Origin of the sequence: Fibrella musci (assembly GCF_041321105.1) — a bacterium.
Lineage (GTDB): Bacteria > Bacteroidota > Bacteroidia > Cytophagales > Spirosomataceae > Fibrella > Fibrella musci.
In genome coordinates, this window is record NZ_JBGGWD010000005.1 from 628,287 (window position 1) to 647,308 (window position 19,022).

Annotated in this window: 17 protein-coding genes; 8 read left to right on the forward strand and 9 right to left on the reverse strand. The window is 55.0% G+C overall.

All coding sequences use genetic code 11. The features are described from left to right. Positions 1–11: 11 nt before the first annotated feature. Positions 12–1,196 carry a hypothetical protein gene (locus ACAW74_RS19075; protein WP_370699815.1) on the forward strand — a complete coding sequence of 395 codons (1,185 nt, stop codon included), beginning with the start codon at positions 12–14 and terminating at the stop codon, positions 1,194–1,196. Then, the gene (locus tag ACAW74_RS19080; protein ID WP_370699816.1) at positions 1,186–3,747 is read left to right on the forward strand and encodes a tetratricopeptide repeat protein; all 2,562 of its coding nucleotides are present in this window, start codon (positions 1,186–1,188) and stop codon (positions 3,745–3,747) included. The genes ACAW74_RS19075 and ACAW74_RS19080 overlap by 11 nt, the downstream gene beginning before the upstream one ends. A 19-nt stretch (positions 3,748–3,766) precedes the next feature. Here the strand turns inward: ACAW74_RS19080 and kdsB are convergent, their stop codons facing one another. Continuing rightward, positions 3,767–4,531 (reverse strand): 3-deoxy-manno-octulosonate cytidylyltransferase, encoded by a 765-nt coding sequence (gene kdsB, locus ACAW74_RS19085; RefSeq protein ID WP_370699817.1) that lies wholly within the window; start codon positions 4,529–4,531, stop codon positions 3,767–3,769. Positions 4,532–4,627: 96 nt separating this feature from the next. Here kdsB and ACAW74_RS19090 point away from each other — a divergent pair, with 96 nt between their 5' ends. Next, positions 4,628–5,863 carry a LysM peptidoglycan-binding domain-containing protein gene (locus tag ACAW74_RS19090; protein WP_370699818.1) on the forward strand — a complete coding sequence of 412 codons (1,236 nt, stop codon included), beginning with the start codon at positions 4,628–4,630 and terminating at the stop codon, positions 5,861–5,863. Positions 5,864–5,972: 109 nt separating this feature from the next. Next, on the forward strand, positions 5,973–6,185 hold the full coding sequence (locus tag ACAW74_RS19095; RefSeq protein WP_370699819.1) for a hypothetical protein: 213 nt from the start codon (positions 5,973–5,975) through the stop codon (positions 6,183–6,185). A gap of 97 nt (positions 6,186–6,282) precedes the next feature. On the opposite strand, the gene ACAW74_RS19100 is transcribed toward ACAW74_RS19095, so the two are convergent. Then, positions 6,283–6,873, reverse strand: a complete 591-nt coding sequence (locus ACAW74_RS19100; protein WP_370699820.1) for an NAD(P)H-dependent oxidoreductase — start codon at positions 6,871–6,873, stop codon at positions 6,283–6,285. A gap of 141 nt (positions 6,874–7,014) precedes the next feature. Here ACAW74_RS19100 and ACAW74_RS19105 point away from each other — a divergent pair, with 141 nt between their 5' ends. Then, on the forward strand, positions 7,015–7,857 hold the full coding sequence (locus ACAW74_RS19105) for an SDR family oxidoreductase (RefSeq protein WP_370699821.1): 843 nt from the start codon (positions 7,015–7,017) through the stop codon (positions 7,855–7,857). Between the two features lie 39 nt (positions 7,858–7,896). Here ACAW74_RS19105 and ACAW74_RS19110 read toward each other — a convergent pair whose 3' ends face one another. Beyond that, on the reverse strand, positions 7,897–8,964 hold the full coding sequence (locus ACAW74_RS19110; protein WP_370699822.1) for a DUF3500 domain-containing protein: 1,068 nt from the start codon (positions 8,962–8,964) through the stop codon (positions 7,897–7,899). Between the two features lie 124 nt (positions 8,965–9,088). Between ACAW74_RS19110 and ACAW74_RS19115 the strand changes: the two genes are divergently transcribed. Beyond that, positions 9,089–10,138, forward strand: a complete 1,050-nt coding sequence (locus tag ACAW74_RS19115; protein WP_370699823.1) for a methyltransferase — start codon at positions 9,089–9,091, stop codon at positions 10,136–10,138. A gap of 53 nt (positions 10,139–10,191) precedes the next feature. Further along, a complete protein-coding gene (locus ACAW74_RS19120) occupies positions 10,192–10,623 on the forward strand; it encodes a hypothetical protein (protein ID WP_370699824.1) in 432 nt (143 codons plus the stop codon). Between the two features lie 61 nt (positions 10,624–10,684). On the opposite strand, the gene ACAW74_RS19125 is transcribed toward ACAW74_RS19120, so the two are convergent. The 6 genes from ACAW74_RS19125 to proS all read right to left on the reverse strand — a co-directional run bounded on the left by ACAW74_RS19125 (position 10,685) and on the right by proS (position 17,344). Next, positions 10,685–11,803 (reverse strand): trans-sulfuration enzyme family protein, encoded by a 1,119-nt coding sequence (locus ACAW74_RS19125; RefSeq protein WP_370699825.1) that lies wholly within the window; start codon positions 11,801–11,803, stop codon positions 10,685–10,687. Between the two features lie 190 nt (positions 11,804–11,993). Continuing rightward, complete coding sequence (locus ACAW74_RS19130; RefSeq protein WP_370699826.1) at positions 11,994–12,626, reverse strand: YceI family protein; 633 nt, start codon at positions 12,624–12,626, stop codon at positions 11,994–11,996. Between the two features lie 38 nt (positions 12,627–12,664). Further along, positions 12,665–13,129 carry a MarR family winged helix-turn-helix transcriptional regulator gene (locus tag ACAW74_RS19135; protein ID WP_370699903.1) on the reverse strand — a complete coding sequence of 155 codons (465 nt, stop codon included), beginning with the start codon at positions 13,127–13,129 and terminating at the stop codon, positions 12,665–12,667. A gap of 100 nt (positions 13,130–13,229) precedes the next feature. After that, entirely contained in the window at positions 13,230–15,170 is a 1,941-nt protein-coding gene (locus ACAW74_RS19140; protein ID WP_370699827.1) for a hypothetical protein, read from the reverse strand. A 68-nt stretch (positions 15,171–15,238) separates the two neighbouring features. Continuing rightward, entirely contained in the window at positions 15,239–15,751 is a 513-nt protein-coding gene (locus ACAW74_RS19145) for a GNAT family N-acetyltransferase (protein WP_370699828.1), read from the reverse strand. Between the two features lie 120 nt (positions 15,752–15,871). Next, a complete protein-coding gene (proS, locus tag ACAW74_RS19150) occupies positions 15,872–17,344 on the reverse strand; it encodes a proline--tRNA ligase (protein WP_370699829.1) in 1,473 nt (490 codons plus the stop codon). Positions 17,345–17,619: 275 nt separating this feature from the next. Between proS and ACAW74_RS19155 the strand changes: the two genes are divergently transcribed. Beyond that, complete coding sequence (locus ACAW74_RS19155) at positions 17,620–18,897, forward strand: hypothetical protein (RefSeq protein WP_370699830.1); 1,278 nt, start codon at positions 17,620–17,622, stop codon at positions 18,895–18,897. Positions 18,898–19,022 lie beyond the last annotated feature (125 nt).

A 19,022-nucleotide genomic window follows, 5' to 3' on the forward strand; every position in this document is an offset into this window, starting at 1 on the left:
ATATTGTCAATATGAGCTGGATCAATCCCAAGGTGATCATTGGCACGAAAGCTACTGGTGATTACTATTTCGGTAGGGAAGGTAAAGAGGCAGAGATCTGGGATCAATTACTAAGAGGGTGCTACGTACTACTAGCGGCCCCTCGTCGAGTGGGCAAATCGTCAATCATGGAAAACATGATGGCTTATAGCCCCGAAGGTATCGAATGTGTTTACAAAAATATCGAGGGATTAAAAACCGAGCAGGACTTCTACAAAACACTCTACACGCTGATCGTTCACTGCTTGAGTCGATTCGCCAGAACCAACACTCGTGTCGGATCTTTCCTGAAAGGCCTCAATATCAAGTCGATTACCCTTGAAGGGATTGAGTTTGCGGAGCGCAAAGTGCCTGACTATTTGACGGAACTCAACGACATGCTTCCCAAACTCCGCGATAATGACGTACATGTGGTGCTGCTGCTGGACGAACTGCCCGAACTACTTCACACACTATACAAGGCTGGCAACGGAGACAAGGCGTTGAGTATTATCAGCAACATACGTGTGTGGGAACAAGACCAGCGATTGAAAAATCACTTTTCGATGGTGCTAGCGGGGTCAGTGGGCATTGATCACGTCGTGAAGCGAATCAGCGGTCGGTTGGCCGACATTAATCAGTTGGCCCGCGTTCCCGTCGATTCGCTGACCGATCAGGAGGTGGATGAGTACATCCGGTGGGCTGTAACCAGAGCTACGGTGCAATATACCGACGAGCAGCGCGGTCTGCTGAAAGCTAAAATGGGCGGTTACGGAATACCTTACTTTATTAATCTGCTGCTGGATGAACTCAATCGAATCGCCAGGAAAAGCAACAACCCAATCCTCACGAATGGGCAAATCGACAGTGCATTCGACAGAATCGTAAAAGACAACAGCCACTTTGTTGACTGGAAAAAACGTCTGTTCGACTATTTCTCGACAGAAGCTGATTTCATGAACGAGGTATTGATTTACATAGCCCATAAGCAAGAAATTACGCCCCGCCAACTCTACGATCTGGCAGTCAAACACCAGCAAACCCGCGACTATATCGAGATTGTCGATGGGCTCGAACGCGACGGATACATCACCGAGCACGCCGGTAACTACGTCTTTTTATCGCCGTTTTTGCAGGCGTACTGGAAACGAAATAATCCTGTTTACGATGGAAACTAACAACTCAACGATCAGCAGTGACTTTGTCAATCAGTTAAGGCTCTACCAGAACGCCAACAACGATGGCCGTTCGGTGAAGGCGAATTTTGTGGTACGTACCGCAGAATTTGCGCTGATTATGAGCGATATCCGCCAGAAGAAAGCGAACGATCCGGTGCAACACGAACTGCTGTTGGGCCGACGAGGGAGCGGTAAGTCCACGCTATTGCGCCGTATTCAGATTGAGATTGACGAAGATTCTCAATTAAGTCAACGCTATCTGGCCATTAATCTGGCCGAAGAGCAGGCGGGCATTTATCGGCTGTCTGACTTGTGGTATGAAACGTTGCAGGAAATCAGCCGTCGGTGTGATCGTAGCTTATCGCTGTCCCCTTTTTCCAGCTTCGCCTCTGAGCAGGACTATACACGCTATCTCTATACTGAAATTCACAGGCTACTGGCTGAACGTGGCAAACGAGCCGTGCTATTGCTGGACAATATTGATCGCATTCTGGAAAACGTTGGTGACGACGGGCATCTGCTCCGTGAGTTTCTGCTCAATTACCAGGATGTGCAACTCATCGGCGGCAGTACCCGCATGAGTGAGCATTTCTGGCAGTACGATCAGCCTTTCTACGAATTTTTCAGAGTTCAACGGCTGGAAGCACTGAGCTTCGAAGACATTCACCTCCTGCTCAACCAATGGGCAGCAGCACTGGATTTACCTCAACTGCACGACTACGCGCTCCGTAACCGGGGCCGTATTGAAGCGCTCAGGATTCTGACCGACGGACTGCCCCGAACCTTACAGTTTTTTATCCGTGTCTTTTTGCAGAACTCAGCACTCACCGGCTTCGACCACATCCGGCAGACTATGGACCTGGCCTCGCCGCTCTATCAGGAACGCCTCAACAACCTGACACCACCACAGCGCAAAATAGTGCTGGAAATGGCTTTTCTGTGGGAAGCCTGTTCGACCCGGCAGTTGGTGGACGTGTGCCGTATGGAAGGCAAATTAATTTCTTCCTTTTTAAAGCAACTGACCGAACTGGGGCTGGTGGAGACGCTGAAGACTAAGACCAAAAACCACCTCTATCGGCTATCGGAGCGTTTTTTCAACATGTGGCTGATCATGACGCAGGGTAACCCGCATCAAAAACGCAGGGCTCGCTATCTCACCATCTTTCTGGAAACCTGGTATGATGCCGCCCAGATCAAGGCGCTTACCAACGACCATATCTCAAAGCTGAGTCAGGCAGGCATGGGGTATGATCAGGCGGTGGTATTGAGCAAAGCGTTCAGCCAATCGAGGTACGTCACAACGGCACAACGCGACTATATCCTGACACTTACGCACCAACTCCCAGGCTGTGACCCACGCATAGGAGACCTGCCCGAAAGCTACAATGAGATTAGCAACCGCATAGTCCAACTAATCGATCAAGGCAAGTTCGAAGAGGCATTACACGTAGTAGGTAGTGTTGAGAATGAGGAAGACGGGGTAAAGTTTTTTATAAAAGGCTATCTGCATAGCGAGTTGGGCGAAATGAAAAAGGCCGAGACATTCTATTTGAGGGCCATTGACAAAGGAGAAGTGAAGGCCTTGCACAACCTAGCCTCCTTGTACGACGATCAGGGAGATGCCGCAAAAGCCGAAGCTTTCTATTTACGAGCTATTGACAAAGGAGACGTAAAGGCCTTGTTTAACCTGGCTTTGTTGTATGCCGACCAGAGAGAGGCTGACAAAGCTGAAACCTTCTATTTGCGAGCCATTGACAAAGGAGAAGTAAATGCATTGAATAACCTGGCCTCATTGTACGCCAATCAAGGAGAGACCGTGGAAGCCGAAGCCCTTTACTTGCAGGCCATTGACAAAGGAGACGTAAATGCTTTGCACAACCTAGCCTTGCTGTATAAAACGCAAGGGAAGACACAAAAAGCCGAAATCTTTTACTTGCGGGCCATTGACAAAGGCTTTGTGGAAGCTTTGAACAACCTGGCTTTGTTATATGACGATCAGGGAGATGCCGCGAAAGCCGAAGCTTTCTATTTACGAGCTATTGACAAAGGAGACGTAAAGGCCTTGTTTAACCTAGCCTTGTCGTGTTTTATGAAAAACGCAAAGAAGCAAAAAGCTCTTATCCTAATTCAGCACTATACGCAACAAGAAACAGACGACCTTAAGGGGCAGTCACTACAACTCGTGATCGAACTATGGAACGATTTGTTTGTTGATATTGACAAGAGAGCCAAATGGTTTCTTACTCATCTGAACAGTGGTGTAAGTGGTGCTTTTCTTGAATTTCTTTTGTGGCTGGAGCAGACTCAGTTGGTACATTCTTTTTTTGAGGATGAAAAAATTGGGGTAGATCTGCAGGAAGCATACACGCCGCTCTACTATGCTGTTAAGATTCTGAGCGATCAGGCAGATGAGAACTTCCAGCTCCGAATACCGCCGGATGTAACGCCTACGGTTAACATAATTGTCGAGCAGGTTAGAGAGAAGCAAGCTTTTTACAATCAGGAACCGAAGGCGGAACTGGAAGTCGGTGCAGCAGGTAGCGATGGCTAATGTATCTGTTTTCCTGCTTTTATACGACCCGGCTGGAGCCGGGCATTACACGGGCCAAATCTTCCGGCGTGTCGATGCCCACGGTTTCCAGTTCGGTTTCGACCACGCGGATGCGGAAGCCGTTTTCGAGCCAGCGAAGCTGTTCTAGCGCCTCGGCCCGTTCGAGCGCCGAAGGCGGCAGTTGGGTGATCTGCGTCAGTACGTCGGTGCGGTAAGCGTACAGACCGATGTGTTTGAAATAAGTATGGTGCTGAAGCCACTCGGCCTGCGGGCGATCGCGCTGATACGGGATCGGCTGTCGGCTGAAGTACAGTGCTTCGGCCGCGGCTTCGGCAATGCCTCCGGCGCTAATCACTACCTTAGGCGAATTGGGATTGAGCAGCACTGCGGGGTCGGTGATGCGCTTGATGAGCGTGGCCAGTTCGGTCGTGCCGTCGAGGACCGCCGCGAGCCGGTCGATCTGTTCGGGCTGGATGAACGGCTCGTCGCCCTGGATGTTCACCACGTATTGATACGCGCCACCTAGCTGCGCCACCACCTCCTGGCAACGGTCGGTGCCGCTTTGGTGGTGCGGGCTCGTCATCACTACGGTCACGCCAAACGCCGCCACATGCTCGCGGATACGCTCATCGTCGGTCGCCACCACCACGTCGGTCAGCGAAGCGGCCTGCCGGGCCTGTTCCACCACCCGCCGGATCATGCTTTTTCCGTGAATATCGACAAGCGCTTTTCCGGGGAAACGGGTCGACCCGTAGCGCGCCGGAATTATACCAAGAATCTCCATGAAGGCGTTTTCTTGCAAATATGCCCGGTTTTGCGAAAATTTCGGCCCGGTCGACTTACCGAAACCTACCAGTCGAAAACGTTGTCTTACTTGTATATGAACATACCCCTAACCAGTCGTTGGCTGCTTGCTGTGCCGACGCTACTGATTGTCAGTCAGCTAGCGGACGCAGCGCCATCCACCGACTATATTCGCGGCACAACCTCTCCCTTCGATTCCATCGGTGTCGAGCGGCGTGAGGGTCGCCGGTTTGTGCTGCACCGCGTCGATCAGGGGCAAACGCTCTTTGCCGTTGCTCGCCGTTATCACACCAGCGTCGAGGCCATTCGCGAGGCGAACCCCGACATCGGCACCGGTAGTGTTCGCTACGATCAGTTGCTTCATGTACCGATGAGCGAATCGGTCCCGACGAAAAAAGAGCAGCGCGAGGCCGACAAAGCCGCCCGGAAAGACGCCAAAGACAAAGCCCGCCTGACCACCGAAACCGAGCGGACCATCGCCGCCGACGTAACGGCGCAACCGACTCCGCCCAAACCCAGCCCGCGCCCAGACGCGAACTCGGGCAACGGCACCCACGTAGTCGAATCAGGCCAGACTCTCTACAGCCTGGCCGCTCGCTATGGTGTTTCGATGGCCGACCTGCGGCAGTGGAACAACCTCGGGGCTGATGGCATCCGGATTGGCCAGACGCTGATTGTCAGTGCGAAAGCGTATCAGGCAAAATCAGGTGCTTCAACAAAGCCCGCACCACGCAAGGCGGAGTCGGCCGAGTTGTATGCGCCTTCCACCAAAACGAAAACGCCGGAGCTCGCCCCGCTCGACACCAAGCCCCTGATTACGCCCGACCCTCCGTTGGCCCCCGGCAGTAAGCCTAAACAAAAGCCTAAGCCGACAACGACTGAAACAGCCGAGCGCAGTACAGCCGCCGAGCCCGAGGAACGTACCCAGCCGACTCGTCGCGCTGAGCCCGTTGCCGAAACCCGGCCCGCCACTCCCAAGACCACGGAACCCAGCTCAGACAATGAACCCGTAGCCGCCACCACCAAAGCCAAAGGATCGGTACACATCCAGTCGGAGGTTGGTTTTGCTGATGTAATCGAGGGCGATAGCCAGTCGAGCAAGTTTCTGGCGCTGCACCGGTCGGCTCCGGTGGGTACGTTGGTGCAGGTACGTAACGACATCAGCAACCAGAGCCTATACGTAAAAGTGGTGGGTAAACTCCCCGACACGGGCCTCAACGATCAGGTGCTGATCCGCCTCTCGAACCGGGCCTTTGAGAAACTTTCGCCAAATGGCCAGCGTTTTCGGGCCGAAGTGAGTTATACAAAATAGTCAGTTGCCTTCGGCGTCATTGGTGATCATTGATAGTCATTCCTTGTAAAAAGCGACGAATGACTATCAATGATCACCAATGACGCCGAAGGCAACTGACTAACAACTTATGGAAACGAAAGAAGAACGAGTAGCCCGTCGGCATAGAGAGCGCGACGAGAAAATGCGGGCGTCGGTCGGCTTCAAGACGTTCAACGTATTGTTTATTCTGGCCTATCCGTTCATCGCTGTTTTCACCTTCGTGATGTCAACGTTGCTCGCCATACTGTCAGGTATCTCGCGGGCCAGCGCCTGGGTCGCCAGCGGAGGGAAAAGTAAATAACGTTCAATGTCCAACGTCCCATGTTCAAGGTTGGCTGACGCCCGAGTAAGACGCATCAGCCAACCTTGAACATGGGACGTTGGACATTGAACGCTATTTACGCTTCCACGGGCGTTTGCCAGCGTTGGGCAACGGCCAGCGTGTAGTGGACAAAGGCGCGGGCGGTACGGTCATAGACCTCGTTACCGATAAACTGCCCGTCAGCATCGAGGTTCTTGTCCGTCTCGTGCGATTCGTAGAGCTTCGGCGACACAATTGAGTAGCTGTTGGTGAAGCTGATCACCTTGTTCACAACCGTCATCATATCGAGTGCCGGCTGGCGCCCACCCCGCCCGTTGGACGTACCCACCGTAGCGAAGACTTTTCCATCAAACAACTGCTTGAAGGCGGGCGTACCCAGCAGATGGAATGTGTTAACGATCTGAGGGGTGGCCGTCCAGTTGTACTCGGGCGAAGTCAGAAAGATCAGGTCAGCGTCTCGCCAGGCCGCAACGAGTTCCTGCTGGAAGGGCGTTAGGTTGTCGGGGCTAAGCCAGGCCGACCCAACAAGCGGTAAATCGTAATGAGCGAAGTCGATCAGCGACACCTCGTGCTCGCCACTTTCCTGTAAAACGTTCTGGATGAATTTTGAAAAACGGAGTGTATTACTGTTGGCGCGTGGTGAGCCTGAAAGAATAGCAATTTTCATGGATCAGTGTTGTTTCTTAGGCGATTAGCGGCCCCGATGGTGTAGACAAGGCCGCGATCCGATGCCCAACGGGTCTTCCTGTGAAACCACAAGGTTAGGCAGATAGTTTACCCCCCATACATCAGCAAACAACCTGCTTTTATGAACACGAATCGCCTTTGCGTAATCACCGGTGCCAATTCGGGAATTGGTAAAATCACGGCACAGGAGTTGGCCCGGAAAGGCTTCGACATTGTTATGCTTTGCCGTAATCTCGACAAAGCCCGGCCCGTTCAGCAGGCCATTCAGGCGGCAAACCCGACCGTGACCATCGACCTGATCCAGTGCGACATAGCCAGCATGGCCTCGGTGCGGGCAGCAGCGGCCCAACTTCAGGAACGCTACGACCATATCGATGTGCTGGTCAACAACGCCGGTTTATACATCGCCAACGAGCAATACTCGCCCGACGGCTACGAACTAACGTTTGCCACCAATCACCTCGGCGCGTTTCTGCTCACCAACCTGCTGCTCGATCTGCTGCGCAAAGGCCAGGATGCCCGCGTGGTGACGGTATCGTCGGAGGCGCATCGGTTCGCCGGTAGGTTCCGGCTGGATGAACTGGCCCGGCCAGCCGCTTATGGCGCGATGAAGGCCTATGGCAAATCGAAACTGTGCAATATTCTGTTCGCCAAAGAACTGGCCGACCGACTGATGGACGACGGGATCACCTCGAACAGCTTACATCCCGGAACCGTCAGCACCAATTTCGCGGCCGATTCGGGGGCTGTATTCGGGGCGATTCTCAGTCTGGCGCGGCCATTCCTGAAAACCCCGGAACAGGGAGCCGCTACCTCTATTTTTCTGGCCGCCTCGCCCCAGGTCGAGCACGTTACGGGCCTGTATTTCGACGATAGCAAGCCGAAAACCCCGACCAAAGACGCCCAGAATAATTTCTACGCCAAACGCCTCTGGGACCTGAGTGCCGAGTTGGTAGGCCTGTAAAGCGCCCCCAATCGGTTTTCTTCGTCAGGCGGGGAAGGGTTAGTGTTTGGTTTCGAGGTAGTGGCGCTTCAGGAGGTCATCACCGAAATCATTACCTTTTTCGCGGAGGATGGCGTGGATATGGTTGCCATCATTTTGAAAACCAACGTTATCGTATTCGATCAGGAAGTCGGGGCCGTTGATAATGTAGTAGTGCGGCTTGTTGTTTTCGAGGCTGCCTACCCAGGCAAAATACACCTTATCAAGACCCGACTTCATGATCTTGTCGAACAGTTGATGCGCCTTCTGGTGCTCGAAATTATGCGTGTATTCCTGAATCAGTAGGGTCAGAATGTCCTTCTGATCGGCGGTAAACTGGCTGGCGGCGATGCCGTAATAACTGGTAATTCGCTGGCTGCCCTGCGGCGACGTGATGATGTCTTTGGGTACGTCCTGTTTGAGCATAGCCACTGCTTTTTGCGCGTCGGTGAGGGCGTTAATCAGCAGAAAACCGTAGTCTTCCTCCTTGCTCAGCACCCGCAAACCCGCATACTTCCCCGATTTCACTTCGGACGGATCGGTGCCAATGAAGTAGGGCGACATCGAGATAGCCCGGCCATTGGACGTAAGGCTGAGAGCCAGGTGATGCCCCCCGAAATTGAGCCCCCACGCCTCACCCGGTTGCGGTTTCCCCCAGATCGAGATGAAATAGTTGCCGTGCGCCCATTTCATATTTTGCATCATCGTCAGCATGCGCTGGTCAATTTTACCGCTGTCGAACGCCTGTTGGTAAAGGGTATTCAGGATATCGTCGAGGTGCATGAGGCTGGTGGTTTTCAGGTACCCCTGCGAACTCAGCATCGCCGACAGTACCCGATGAAAAGCCAGCCGGCTGTTGTCGGACAGCGACCCGTAGGCAATACCGGGTCGGGGCACCAGGCCAACGGGCAGGTTCGTCCATTTGAACCGGAGCGAATCTGTGAAGGCGTACTGTGTTTTTTGCCGTTCTTCCACCGTTAACGTACCCAGAAACCGGCTGGCCGATTCGGTGATGACAGTTACGGACTGGGCAAAGCCGGAGAACGAGAGCAATAAACAGATGAAAAAGAGGTAGCGGGCAGGTGTCATACGGTTTCGGAATTGGCAAGTGGCTGAGTAGTAAGAAACCCGGTGAACTAAGCTACTCACGCCGGTCGGGTCGGGCCCTGACCCGTTATCTTTACGACTCAATCCTGATCGATTAGTACCCGTTATGACGCCTTTTCAGCCCGACCCAGCTCCCATCACCCGTCAATTGCGCGCCATGTTTGGCTCACGGCTATTACTGGCCGCCGTTCATCACCTGACTGTATTCGAAGTGCTCAGCGGCGGGCCATTGTCGCTGGCCGAACTATGCGACCGGCTGGGGTTGGCCGAACGCCCGGCGATGGTACTCTTCCCGGCACTGTGTGCGATGAAGCTGCTTCGGTATGACGAACATGGCCGTCTGGAAATCACTGATCTGGGACGTTTTGTAACGCAACACCAGACGCCAAACCTGACCGGTTACACGGGACTTGAACAAGACGATCCGGGAGCCGTAGAGATGGCACAGCGACTCCGACACGATGGCCCGCTAGACGCGCCACAGGGTATTTCGTTCGTGAAAGAAGGGGATGGTCCGTCGCCGATGGACGATGCCGAACTAGCCCGCAAATTCACGCTGGGGCTGGCGGGTCGGGCTCAATTGCTTTCGCCCATTGTGGCGGCCAACCTCCCGAACCATGACGGGCATCTGCTCGACGTGGCTGGCGGCACGGGCTTCTATACCTATGAGTGGCTCCTGGCCAACCCCAACGCAACGGCGACCCTTTTCGACCGGCCGGCCGTGCTGGCCGTAGCCGCCGAATTGCTGAATCAGTTTGCCGACTGCGGCCGACCGGGGGCCGATACGGTAAAGGATCGGGTGACCTTCCAGCCGGGCGATATGCTGACCGATGACCTGCCCCAGACGGATTTGCTGCTGGCTGCCAGCCTGTTCCACGACTGGCCAACGCCAACCTGCGAGCAACTGGCGCAACGGTTTGCCGCGGCCCTACGCCCCGGTGGCGAAATCTGGGTGCACGACACGTACCTGAACGATTCGCTCGATGGCCCCCTAGCGGCTACCGATTATTCTGCGCAACTCTTCTGGGCGACCAAAGGCCGCTGCTACAGCCGGGCCGAGTACCAAAGCTGGTTTGCGCAGGCCGGTCTGACGCCCCTGCCCAATACCATCCCCACCCAACTCGATTACGGGTTGATTGCCGCCCGCAAGCCATAGGTCAGGCCGGGGTACTGGCAAAACTGTAGGTGCACAAATTGGGTTGATGGGCTATGAACAACCAATCCGTTGCCCCCGCCAGTCGCCTGAGACCCTGCTCATCTCGCCCGATTCAACTGTGCATGTTGCTGGGCAGCCTCTTCGCCGTGACGATGGCCTGCACAACCGGCCGCACCGACGGGGCAACTGGTCCTAAAATCCGGCTACAGGTGGGCGATATCAAGGAAATAACCATGACAACGCGCGCCGACACCAGCTGGCAACTAACCGCCACGTCCGACAATCAGGAGGTAGTCGATGTGTCGCGCAAGCAGCCAATAGCCACTACTGGTAGTCCCCAGGCAAGCGCGACGGGGCCAGCTGTTTTTCTCATCAAAGGCGTTACAGTGGGCACAGCCCGCGTGGTCTTTTCGGAAAAACAAGCGGGCAGCAGCGGCGATGGACAAGTCAGAAAGACCTACACCGTCGTCGTATCCAGTAAGTGATTCCGAGCTTTTTGATTGCGTAAGGCACAGGGTAAGGCTTTCCCTACGCTGCACGCCCCTCCTACTCCAGCGCCCGTTTCAGATCAAAAATCAGATCGTCGGCGTGTTCGAGACCGATCGAGAGGCGGAGCAGGTTGGGTGGCGTGAGGCTGTTAGACCCTTCTACACTGGCCCGGTGCTCGATCAGGCTTTCGACACCGCCGAGGCTCGTAGCGCGGGTGAAAATCTGCACTTTAGCCGCCACACGCATGGCCTCCTCGGCACCACCACGTACCTGAATCGATAGCATGGCCCCAAAGCCACTCATCTGTTTTTTGGCAATCTCGTGGCCGGGGTGATTTGACAGGCCGGGATAATGTACCACCTCTACGTTGGCATGGGTCGCCAGAAACTCAGCTACTTTGGCGGCCGTCTCGGTTTGCATACGTACCCGGGCGGTCAGGGTTTTGATACCGCGCAGCACCAGCCAGCACTCGAACGGCGAGGGCACGGCCCCACCCACCGACTGCAACCGACGTACCCGTTGGTAAAGCGGCCCGTCTTCTTTGAACACCAGCGCGCCACCCAGCACGTCGGAGTGGCCACCGAGGTATTTGGTCGTGGCGTGCATGACCACGTCGCAACCCAACAAAAGCGGCCGCTGCAAGACCGGCGACGCCCAGGTGTTGTCGCAAACGCAAATAGCCCCGCCCTCGTGCGCGATGTCGGCGATCGCCTGAATGTCCACAATGCGCAGCAGCGGATTCGACGGCGTTTCGACCCACACCACCCGCGTGTTGTCGTGCATGGCGGCACGTACCTGATCGAGGTCGGTCATATCGACGCGGCTATACGTCAACCCCCAGGGGTGCATCAGTTCCTCCAGCAAGGTGGGCGTTCCGTAGTAGGCGTCAGTCGGGATAACGACATGATCACCGGGGGCCAGCGCCAGAAACAGGTTGAGCGTGGCCGCCTGCCCGGAGGCATACGCCGCCGACGCAAACCCGCCTTCCAGCGCGGTCAGGCTCCGTTCTAGCGCATCGCGGTTGGGGTTGGCATTGCGGGCATAGAGGTAACCGTGTTTAAACGTCCCGTCGGCGTCACGTTCAAACGTAGTCGAGAGGTAAATCGGCGGGGCCACAGCGCCGGCGTTTCGGTCGTAATAATGCGTTGAGAGTAGCGCGACGGTTTCAGGCTTCATAAACTAAATGAGCTAAGCGAAGAGGCTGCAAGATACATAACGAAAAACCCCGCCGTTTGACAATGTATCAAACGACGGGGTTTCCTGAAATTGAACGCGGATGAAAAGATGAGGCGGATTGAAACGGATTTTACCGAACGTGATCATTAATCTGTGCAAATCCGTTCCATCCGCGTTCAATCTTCATTCCTTACTTGTTCGCTACCAGCTTCATGCCAACCGTGAAGTCGTCATAGATGGCTTTGTCGCCGATATTCTCGAAGAATGATTTCGAGCCGTAACGGATATCATACTTCGTGCGGTCGAGGGTCGCTTTGCCTTCAGCCGTCACCGTGTTACCCGCCATTTTCACCGTAGCCGGGAAGGTCACCGCGTTGGTGATGCCTTTGATAGTCATGTTGCCGGTGATGTCGTAGTTCTCACCGCCTTTGGGCGTCACTTTCGTGATTTTGAACGTCGACGTGGGGTATTTAGCCGTGTTGAAGAAGTCTTCGCTCTTCATGTGGCCGATAAATTTGGCGTTGTAGCCCGCGTCGGTCAGGTCCGTACAGGTGATGCTGTTCATGTCGAACGTAAACTCACCGCCAGTCACTTTGCTGCCATCGACAACGAAAGAACCATCTTTCAGCTTCACGTTACCGCTGTGTTCGCCGGTTACTTTCTTACCGTTCCAGGTAAGCACACTTTTGGCAGCATCCACTTTGTAGGCAGCTGCTTTGGCAGGAGCAACGGCTTTTACGGTGTTTTTGCCGGGGCCGCTGAATGAGGTAGTTGTGGTGAGGGCAACGGCAGCAAGGCCGGCCAGAATCAGGTTGCTTTTCATAGCATGTATTAATTGTAAAGTAAAAAAATGAATTCGTTTTAGTCGCCGTCGGTGCTGCCACGGAACGTGTCGAGCAGGCTGTTCAGCTCGTCGGCATGCGTGCACTCATAGGCATTGAACTGCTGTTCCCATTGCTGTTGAGCCACGTCGATTTTTGTAAGCAACGCCAGCCCCTTATCGGTGATGATCACGTCGACGGCCCGGCGGTCGCTGGGGCATTCGGTGCGGTCAACCAGCTTTTTGTCGACGAGTTTATCCACGAGCCGCGACGCGTTTGACATCTTGTCGAGCATCCGCTCGGTGATGTCATTGATGCGCACCGGATTGGGATGTTGGCCCCGCAGGATGCGCAATACATTGTACTGAGGGAGCGTCAGCCCGAAAGGTTTGAGCAACCGCATCTGGCTATGAACCAACCAGTTGTTGGTAAACATAAGGTTGACAATGACCCGATGTAGTGGCGACCGAAAAGTGGCTTGTCTGATTTCGTCTTCAATCCGCATGGTGTAGCAGCGTTGTTCTTTTCGATGCAAATATAATGTTGGTACATTAATTACAAGCGTAAAGGAAAGTTAGTTCGCTGCGTCCAGAAATTTTTTCAGCCTATTCGTAAGGCGTAATCTGTGGGGAATTGATGTCGAAGTCGCGGAAGCGCAACACCGGCACCCCTTCAAACGCGAAGCGGAAAGCCGACGGCGTGTTGGGCAGGTTGGGGTAATAGGCCAGCCGAACCTGGAAACTGTTGAATGTCAGGTTCTCGTTGCGTAGCCGAAACCCAAGGCCGTAACCCTGATAAAGCGGTCCCGCCAGCAGCGACTGCTCGGGGAAGTTAACCAACCCAAAATTGGCGAAGGTGATAAAGGCCACCCGGAACCCCAGCACATTCAGCCGGGAAAACAGCAGGTTTTCGTAATTCACAACCAGCCGCTTGGTGCCGATCAGCAAATCGTTACCCGCCCCGAAGGCATTATTGCCGTTCAGGTTTACATACTCATTGGTAAATCGGTCGGCACCGAGTGTCAGGCGGGTATTCAGGAAATGACGCATCTGCCCCAGCGTCAGCTTCGTCAGCGGACTGAAATAGTTGGTTTCCAGCCCTAATACGGTTTGTTCGCGCTGCCCGCTGCGGTAATACGTACCCAGACTGGCCAGGCCATACAGGTAACCCGCCTTGCGAATGTATTGCCCGCGCGAGAAGTTGATGCCCAGATACGATCGCTCGCCGAGTTCGGCCCGCTCAAAACCACTCACCAGCGAGGCCACCGTTCCGTAGGGTACGTCTTCGGTACGGCCAAAGCCATAAATCAGCACGTCGCGCACGTACCGGCGTTGCGAATACCCCACGCTGAAGAGCGTAGTGCGCCGGTTCTGGTAGAGCTGATTGGTATCGGCCCGCACTTCGGGGCGGCGGGTGTAGTCGTAGGTGGTCACGCGCCCCGCCACCACAATCCGGGCGCGGTCTTCGGGGTTACGTACCCGAAACGGCGACGGAAACGACCGCCCCAGCCAGATATCAGAATAGTAATAATTGAGCGGAAACATCACTAAACTATCCTGCCGGGTGATGATGCGGTTGTTGAGCCAGTAGCGCCCCAACTCGACCTGCCCCGCCCACTTGGTATCAGGGTTAAGAAACGGCCGGAACACCTTGACTGACAGAAATTTCTGGTAGCGCAACAGCACCACGTCGGCCTGTCCGGTCAGGAAGGTTTTGCCGATATACGGGATCAGATAGCGGCCTTCGTACTCGGTTTTCTGGCCGGGAAACGTACCGTTGTAGGCGATCCGGTTGCGCAGCTGATGCCCTAACCCGCGAAAGTTGCGTTGCTCGAGCGCGATCTGAAAATTATTGAATCCGCCAAAACCACCGTCGGGCAGCAACGACCAGACATCCTGCGTGATGACGTACACATCGACAAATTGCCGACTACCCAGCCGAGGCAGCACCAGAATCCGGGCATCGTGGAAGATCCCCACATTTCGCAACAGGCGTTCGTTGTCGCGCAGCTGCGTTGGATTCACCGGGTCACCTTCCTGAAAAAGCAGGTACGAGCGCCGGATCACGTTTTCGCGGGTATTGACGTGCAGGTTGTTACCGGTTCGCTCCAGCCAGTTCATCGGGCGCCGGGTAGTATCGTATACGCTGTTGCCGAAAACTCCCAGCCGCTGAATGTAAATTTTGCCGATAATCCGCCCGGCATAGGGCTGAAACGGGTTTACCTCGATCTTGTTGACTTCACCCGACGGCCGGCTGTTATACACATCGCGAAAGAGCGCATCGTAAAGTTGCCGCGTCAGGTTGCGCTTGTACATCCGCGTTTTCAGCCGCGTGTACATCAAACTGTCGCGGGCCCGTTCGGCACTGTCGGCCACCATCGTTCCATACGGTGTTGCCAGCGAATCGGCCGACGACCGACGCGGTTTTTTAGGGGGAGCCGGTTGCGTCGTATCCGCTTTTTCCTGCGCCCATCCCAACGTACCTGCCCCCAACAGCAGGCCACCCATCAGACAGACCAGTCGGCAGATCGATACCAGTTGTTTCACGAAACGCAGCTCATTAGTATGTTGATAAGACAAGTTAGTGATTTGATCGTTTAACCGCCTACTCGTCTTTATATCGTCCGCTGCATCCAGATATCGCGCTGATCTTCTCCACCGAAAGGAAAGACATGCCAGCCAAAGGGCGTGAAGCCCATTTTTTCGTAGAAAGTACGGGCGGGCAGGTTGTGTTCCCACACACCCAGCCAGACAGCCCGGTGCCCCTGACTACGGGCATAATCGATCGCGAAGGTCATGAGCTGACGCCCCCAACCGCGGCCTATACACTGTTCAAGCAGATAAATCTGCACGATTTCGAGGGCATTGCGCTCAGCCATACGGCGCGGCGGCGCATGGTGGCGCAGCTTCAGAAAACCAACCAACTCGCCCGCCTCTTCGGCCAGCCAGAAAGTGGTACGCTTATCGTTCATGGCTACGGCATAATGGGGAAACGTGATGGCTTCATCCAGAAAAGCCTCGACCGGATTACCCGGATATTTTACTGGACTGAACGCTTCATAAATGGCCTGACGGGCAACAGTAACGAGCGTTGTCAGATCGGCAACGGTAGCAGGGCGGATAGTCATGTGTCGGTGGGGTAAGGGATAAAGGAATAATGTAGAATGAATAATGGACAATGTATAATGGGCTGGCGCATTAACAACCTTGCGCCAGCCCATTATACATTGTCCATTATTCATTCTACATTAATATGCTCGGGCAAAGACAACCCGCTTCCGCGACGGCTTACCCGAGAAAATGCAGGCGCCATCTTCGTCGGGTGCATCCAATGGGATACAGCGGATCGTGGCTTTGGTTTGCTCTTTGATGGCCTCTTCAGTTTCCGAGGTGCCATCCCAGTGCGCCAGAATGAAGCCGCCTTTCTCGATCTGCACCTTAAACTCGTCGAACGTGTCGACCCGGAAGGTGTTGGCTTCGCGGAAAGCCAGCGCTTTCTGGTAAATCGTCTGCTGAATGTTGTCGAGCAAGGCCTGAATGTGCGCGGTCAGGCCGTCGAACGGTACAGTCTCTTTGGTTTTCAGGTCGCGGCGGGCAATCTCGACGGTTCCGTTTTCCAGATCGCGGGCACCCATCGCCAGCCGCACAGGTACGCCCCGCAGCTCATATTCGGCAAATTTCCAGCCAGGCTTATTGGCATCCGAATCGTCGTATTTCACCGAAATACCAGCCTTGCGGAGTTCCTGCATGAGCGGCTTCACTTTAGCCGAAATGGCGTCGAGTTGCTCATCGGTGCGGTAGATCGGTACAATCACCACCTGAATCGGCGCCAGCTTAGGCGGCAGCACCAGCCCGTCGTCATCCGAGTGCGCCATAATCAGCGCCCCCATCAACCGCGTCGAGACGCCCCACGACGTACCCCACACGTATTCGTGCGTATTTTGCTTGTTCAGGAACTGCACGTCGAATGCTTTAGCGAAGTTCTGCCCCAGAAAGTGCGACGTACCTGCCTGCAAGGCTTTACCGTCCTGCATCATGGCTTCGATACACAGCGTGTCGTCAGCACCGGCAAAGCGTTCATTGGGCGTTTTGGTACCACGAATCACCGGCATAGCCATCCACTCTTCGGCGAAGGTGGCATACACGTCGAGCATCTGCCGGGTTTCGTCCTGCGCCTCCTGCGCGGTGGCGTGGGCGGTGTGGCCTTCCTGCCACAAAAACTCCGCCGTGCGCAGGAAAATCCGCGTCCGCATCTCCCACCGAACCACGTTGGCCCATTGGTTAATCAGCAGCGGCAAATCGCGATAGCTTTGAATCCAGTTCTTGTACGTGCTCCAGATCACCGTTTCCGAGGTGGGGCGCACAATCAGTTCTTCTTCCAGTTTGGCGTCCGGGTCGACGATCACGCCTGATCCGTCTTCGGCATTTTTCAGGCGGTAATGCGTAACCACGGCGCACTCCTTGGCAAACCCTTCCACGTGCGACGCCTCTTTGCTCAGGTACGATTTGGGAATAAAGAGCGGGAAATAAGCGTTGCTGTGGCCAGTCTCCTTGAACATATCGTCGAGGGCGCGCTGCATTTTTTCCCAGATCGAAAAACCGTAGGGTTTGATGACCATACAGCCCCGAACGGCTGAATTCTCAGCTAGTTCGGCTTTCTTAATTAATTCGTTGTACCATTCCGAGTAGTCCTCGGCACGCGACGGAATTGCTTTAGCCATGCGAACGAGGTTCAACGTCCATTGTTTAATGTTCAATGTTGCTTTGCCGATTACTTCAGCGGTGTAACCTTGAACCTTGAACCTTGAACCTTGACCTTTTTTATAAGTAGATTAAACCTTTGTTAGAAGCCCGGGTCTAATGGGCAGAAGGGGTTGCAAAGATAGGTTTTAATCCTATTTTTGTAATCAATCAGTCTTCTGCATGGTTATAGTGACAACCGCCACCAGTACGCATCGCTTGAACCCTCACTGATTAGCAAAACTTTCTACAACACATGGTACGCAATATGAAATGGCACTACATCGCAATGGTTGCGCTGCTGGGTGCCGGAGCCTGTAGCTCCAGCCGCCAAACGGCTCAGAATGCGGCTGAGGTTGACGACCTCTACGGCAATTCGGGCAATGCGGCCGTCTTTGCGGGCGACGACCGGAAAACGTCTGAACAGGACGTGCGCCGGGCAAGTCGGCTGGACCGGCGGCAGCAGCGGGGTAGTAACCTGAACCCGGATTACGCGGATGATCAGCAAGCTGGCTATGATGCCAACCGCGACGAATATTACACCGAACTGAGCGCCCGTAACGTTCAACGCGGCATCTCACCCGATCCGGGCTGGAACGACGTCAACAACAGCTATAACAGCGGCTTTGTGAATGGCTACAACGCTGGCCTCTATGGTGCCAACAGCTGGAACCGCTGGGGCTGGAACAACACCGGCTTCTGGAACGGCCTGAGCCTCGGCGTAGGCGTTGGTTCTATGTGGGGCTGGGGTGGCGGCTATAGCCCGTTCGGCTTTGGCGGCGGTTATGGCTACAGCCCATACGCCTACAGCGGCTTCTACGATCCATTCTATAGCCCCTATGGCTTTGGTGGTTACAATTCGTGGTACAGCCCGTATGGATTCGGCGGCGGCTATGGCTACAACCCCTATGCGTGGGGTGGCTACTATCGCCCAACGGTGATCAACAACAACTACTACGTTAGCGGAGCCGATCCGTACCGCAACAGCCGTACTTACGGCCCGCGGGCTGGCTCGTCATCGGCACGGTACAACGGTGATTTCAGCAACGCCCCCAGCGACCGGGGTGGCCGCCGCAACAGTTACTCGTCAGGCTACAGCAATTCGTCGACGGGCGATGGCACCTACTACAGCAACGGCTCAGGCCGGGGCAGCAGCCGGGGCGTCGGTTCGTACAGCAGCGGACGTACCTACGGCAACTCATCGGGCAGCTACACGCCGTCGAGCCCGGCGGGCGGACGTACCTCATCGGGCAACAGCTACTACGAGCGGCCGTCGAACCGCGGGTACTCGCAGCCTTACAGCAGCGGTACTGGCAGCAGCCGGGGTAGCTACTCGCAACCCAGCTATTCGCAGCCGTCGCAACCCGCTTACTCGCAGCCTTCACAGCCGTCGTATAACAACAACCGGAGCTACAGCGCCCCTAGCTACAGTGCACCAAGTGCTCCTAGCTACAGCGCTCCCAGCCACTCGTCGTCAGGCGGTGGTGGCGGCAGCTACTCAAGCGGTGCCGGTAGCTCGCGTGGACCACGGTAGATTGGCTACCCAGCCACCAGGGCTGACGACGATAGCATGAATCGTTTATTAAAATCCCCGCTCAGACCGACATCTGGCGGGGATTTTTCGTTTATATAGATGGAATAATCGTTTCCCGGTCTTGC

Bases quoted from the DNA above. Each gene is read 5' to 3' on its own strand.
- ACAW74_RS19075 (WP_370699815.1), top strand. From the start codon at position 12: ATGAGCTGGATCAATCCCAAGGTGATCATTGGCACGAAAGCTACTGGT.
- ACAW74_RS19080 (WP_370699816.1), top strand. From the start codon at position 1,186: ATGGAAACTAACAACTCAACGATCAGCAGTGACTTTGTCAATCAGTTA.
- kdsB (WP_370699817.1), bottom strand. From the start codon at position 4,531: ATGGAGATTCTTGGTATAATTCCGGCGCGCTACGGGTCGACCCGTTTC.
- ACAW74_RS19090 (WP_370699818.1), top strand. From the start codon at position 4,628: ATGAACATACCCCTAACCAGTCGTTGGCTGCTTGCTGTGCCGACGCTA.
- ACAW74_RS19095 (WP_370699819.1), top strand. From the start codon at position 5,973: ATGGAAACGAAAGAAGAACGAGTAGCCCGTCGGCATAGAGAGCGCGAC.
- ACAW74_RS19100 (WP_370699820.1), bottom strand. From the start codon at position 6,873: ATGAAAATTGCTATTCTTTCAGGCTCACCACGCGCCAACAGTAATACA.
- ACAW74_RS19105 (WP_370699821.1), top strand. From the start codon at position 7,015: ATGAACACGAATCGCCTTTGCGTAATCACCGGTGCCAATTCGGGAATT.
- ACAW74_RS19110 (WP_370699822.1), bottom strand. From the start codon at position 8,964: ATGACACCTGCCCGCTACCTCTTTTTCATCTGTTTATTGCTCTCGTTC.
- ACAW74_RS19115 (WP_370699823.1), top strand. From the start codon at position 9,089: ATGACGCCTTTTCAGCCCGACCCAGCTCCCATCACCCGTCAATTGCGC.
- ACAW74_RS19120 (WP_370699824.1), top strand. From the start codon at position 10,192: ATGAACAACCAATCCGTTGCCCCCGCCAGTCGCCTGAGACCCTGCTCA.
- ACAW74_RS19125 (WP_370699825.1), bottom strand. From the start codon at position 11,803: ATGAAGCCTGAAACCGTCGCGCTACTCTCAACGCATTATTACGACCGA.
- ACAW74_RS19130 (WP_370699826.1), bottom strand. From the start codon at position 12,626: ATGAAAAGCAACCTGATTCTGGCCGGCCTTGCTGCCGTTGCCCTCACC.
- ACAW74_RS19135 (WP_370699903.1), bottom strand. From the start codon at position 13,129: ATGCGGATTGAAGACGAAATCAGACAAGCCACTTTTCGGTCGCCACTA.
- ACAW74_RS19145 (WP_370699828.1), bottom strand. From the start codon at position 15,751: ATGACTATCCGCCCTGCTACCGTTGCCGATCTGACAACGCTCGTTACT.
- proS (WP_370699829.1), bottom strand. From the start codon at position 17,344: ATGGCTAAAGCAATTCCGTCGCGTGCCGAGGACTACTCGGAATGGTAC.
- ACAW74_RS19155 (WP_370699830.1), top strand. From the start codon at position 17,620: ATGGTACGCAATATGAAATGGCACTACATCGCAATGGTTGCGCTGCTG.